General features: G+C 32.3%; 4 protein-coding genes. 1 reads left to right on the forward strand and 3 read right to left on the reverse strand.

What is annotated here, in order from left to right:
• Window positions 1–122: 122 nt before the first annotated feature.
• Window positions 123–860, forward strand: a complete 738-nt coding sequence (locus AACU95_RS12950) for a phosphatase (protein ID WP_049203866.1) — start codon at window positions 123–125, stop codon at window positions 858–860.
• An 86-nt stretch (window positions 861–946) separates the two neighbouring features.
• On the opposite strand, the gene cyaB is transcribed toward AACU95_RS12950, so the two are convergent.
• From cyaB to AACU95_RS12965, 3 genes are all read right to left on the reverse strand, one after another.
• A complete protein-coding gene (gene cyaB, locus AACU95_RS12955; RefSeq protein ID WP_141192434.1) occupies window positions 947–1,495 on the reverse strand; it encodes a class IV adenylate cyclase in 549 nt (182 codons plus the stop codon).
• A gap of 466 nt (window positions 1,496–1,961) precedes the next feature.
• Window positions 1,962–2,357 carry a DUF2628 domain-containing protein gene (locus tag AACU95_RS12960; protein ID WP_004242555.1) on the reverse strand — a complete coding sequence of 132 codons (396 nt, stop codon included), beginning with the start codon at window positions 2,355–2,357 and terminating at the stop codon, window positions 1,962–1,964.
• A 310-nt stretch (window positions 2,358–2,667) separates the two neighbouring features.
• Complete coding sequence (locus tag AACU95_RS12965; RefSeq protein ID WP_004251473.1) at window positions 2,668–3,102, reverse strand: universal stress protein; 435 nt, start codon at window positions 3,100–3,102, stop codon at window positions 2,668–2,670.
• Between the last annotated feature and the right edge of the window lie 288 nt (window positions 3,103–3,390).

The following is a 3,390-nucleotide window of genomic DNA, read 5'->3' on the forward strand; positions in this document are numbered from 1 at the left end:
GATTCAGACATCAGTCTGAACGCAGTAGGGATCCACGTCCTTTAGGGCGTGGAGGATGTCAACTTTAGAAAAAAAAGGCTATTGTGTCAGTTGTTATAGTATGCCAGAAAAAGGGGAGCTTTATGTATCCAGTTGATTTACATGCACATACCATTGCGAGTACACATGCTTATAGTACGGTTAGCGAATATTTTCAACAAGCTAAAAAGAAAGGGATTAAGCTATTTGCGATTACAGATCATGGTCCCGATATGGATGACGCTCCTCATGAATGGCATTTTTCAAATTTGCCGGTGATCCCCAGAATGGTCGATGGTGTTGGTATTCTTTATGGCATCGAAGCAAATATCAAAAATATAAAAGGTGAAATCGACTGTACTGAGAAGATGAGTAAAAAATTAGATATTGTACTCGCTGGTTTTCATGATCCTGTTATGGGATCACTAGGTATGGTTGATAATACTAAAGCGCTTATTGCAACAATAAGTAGTGGTTTAGTACAGGTGATCACCCATCCGGGAAACCCTAAATATCCTATAGATATTAAGGAAGTCGCAAAGGTTGCTGCTGAGTTCAATGTTGCATTAGAAATGAATAATTCTTCTTTTATACATTCTCGAGTAGGAAGTGAGAAAAACTGCATTGAAATAGCGAAAGCGGTGCTTGATGCCGGAGGTTTAATTGCGCTAGGCTCCGATTCACATATTGCATCATCTTTGGGGAATTTTGAGCGAGTATTAGAAGTATTGGCGGAGATCCAATTTCCACAACAGAAGATATTGAATACATCACCAAGAAAGGTGCTTGATTTTTTACAAGCTCATGGCAAAAAAGAGATCACAGAGTTTCAACATTTTTGAGATAGTGAAAAAGCTTAAAAGCTAGCATTATTAAATGTTAGCTTTTTTCAAGTATCTTATTTGCTCGAGATTGTGCATCGTGTTAGTTAAGCTAACTTGCTTAAAAGTATTGTTTTATAGTTATGATGCTCTTGCTCACTATCATTAAAGCCAAATTGATATGCTAAGTTATGTAACTGTAATTTATAGTCAGCAAGTTTACTCTCATCATCAGTCATAATAGCAAATTCAGCAAAGTAGCCAAGATTGTCTAATTTATCGATAGTGATATGAAATTGGTCTAGAAAGTAGATTTGACGGGATTTTGTATAGTTTAAAATACAGTGATAACCTAATGTTTTAAACATCGAAACCGTTTTTTCTGCATCTTCTATTTTTACTGCTTCACATTGAGCTTGTTCTGGGCCTTTTACAATTAATAAATTGATACCAGAGGGGACCATTTTTCTTACGCATAAACTTATAGAGGGAGCAGGGAAAAGCGTATTTGGATGTTCTAAATACCAATCTGTTTCATCATTTTTCGATATAAATAAAGTTGCTCCAGCGAGTTGTAATGCATCAATAAAATCTTGAGGTCGTTTTAAGTGATATTTCAATTCTGCTTCAAATTTACCTTGAAAGTGTTCAGACATCTCTTTTCCTTATCAATTTATTATTCAATATAGCATTATTTATTGTTTGTTGTTCATATTAAAGAATAACCCTAAGATTTAACTGGGTTATAAATATTGTTATTAAATTTAAAATATAGCAAATGATAAATTGAATATTGTATAAATAGTGATAAGTGTTTTTTATGTGTTATTTTTTAGTGAAATTATTTATTTTATAAAAATAATTTATGTTTTTGATTTAGGGCCAAATCTTGTATTTTATTTAATATTAAAGTGAAATTCTTAACTCATTAAATGATCACAAATCGCTGGGTAAATTTTTCATATGTGAGAAGGGCGAGGGAAAAGGTGAAAAATGAGGATTAAGCCATAAAAAAAGGGCTACTGATGAGCCCTTTTAGGTAGCAAAAACCACTGATTTTCTGCTAATTTGATTAATGTTAATTTAATTTAATTTAATTTAACTTAACTTATTGATCTATTTTTAGAATACACCGGTGAACGGGTTCCAACCTTGATCATTTTTCTTTTCTTTTAAGTAGTAAGCATAATTAGCTGTCGCCGCCCATAAGAAGTTGAGCACAATACTGACTACATTGAGAATTGAAGGGCTTAGGGAAAGTCCTTCCACGATAAAACTTACCACAATGATAATAGCAACATTAATCCCGAATAAAGTTAATGCTTTACGCCATAAACCAAGGATAAGAAAATAAATAAAGCCAAAGAAGAAAGCCCAGATATTCATCCCAATTAGAATACGCTTACCGAAAGTCAGTGCTTTATATGCAGCCTTGTATTCTGGAGATTTAGGAGAACCATATTTTTCGAAGAAATCAAAACGCTCTTCCCATTTGGCAGAATATTCTTTATTCATCATAATTCCTGTTAGAGGGTCATTTAATTGTAGTAATAAAAAAACGCATTTTTACATAAAGTAACTTTGCAAACAATATAAATTTATTAACATTTTATTAATATATTGTTTTGTATAATAAATATTATCTTACACTCGATATGAGTTTATTTTCATAAAATTCTTATTGTTAAAATGTTTATTTCTTTTTTATAGGAAGAATAAGATTTTGAGACAATAAAATTTTATTCTAAAGCGATTATTTAGATAAAAAAATAAGAAATCAGGTTATTGGCGTAACCTGACTTCTGATAGGAAAAATCTTGGCGTTGAGTTATCGAACAACTAAAACAGAAGATTCTGCATAGCTAACAACGGAAGAAGCTGTCGAGCCTAGTAAGTAGGTTTTCATTCCAGGGTTACGTGAGCCTATCACAATCAGATCAGCTTGGATTTTTTTTGCGGTCTCTAAAATACGGTCGCGTGGGTTACCTACGGAAATATAAGATTGGGATGTGCTATTGGGAATTTCAATATGAGATAAACTATCATTTAACGTAGATAATGCAATTTCAATACGTTGCTTATCATTGGCAAGACGGTCTTGGCTGCCAAAAGCAAATCCGACAAAGGACTCATAGCTAGGAATAACAGATAAAAAGTGGATATTTAGTTTATCGGCCATCGCTAATGCTTTGAGATGAGTGACAACTTTATCCAATAAACCAAGCTCAGTAAAATCGATGGGAACTAATACAGTTTTTGTCATAGTGGCTCCTCATTAACCTTTTATATGTTGGGGGCTTTAGCGGGTTGTTATTATACGCACCAAAAATCAGTCACCTCTTAATATTATCAGTGCAAATAAAAAACGGTATAAAAAAATAGAAATATTTTCATTTTTTGAGATATTCATATTTATTTTATGTAAAAAGGTTGATCTATCATAAGATTGCTATTGATGGTAGAAAACGCAATAAAAAAGATAATAAATAAAGGAAAATATCTTGATGTTTTTAGTAAATATCGATATTCCATATGATAAATTATATTTAAT

This window comes from Proteus sp. G4415, from assembly GCF_963896075.1.
Taxonomy (GTDB): Bacteria; Pseudomonadota; Gammaproteobacteria; order Enterobacterales; family Enterobacteriaceae; genus Proteus; species Proteus mirabilis.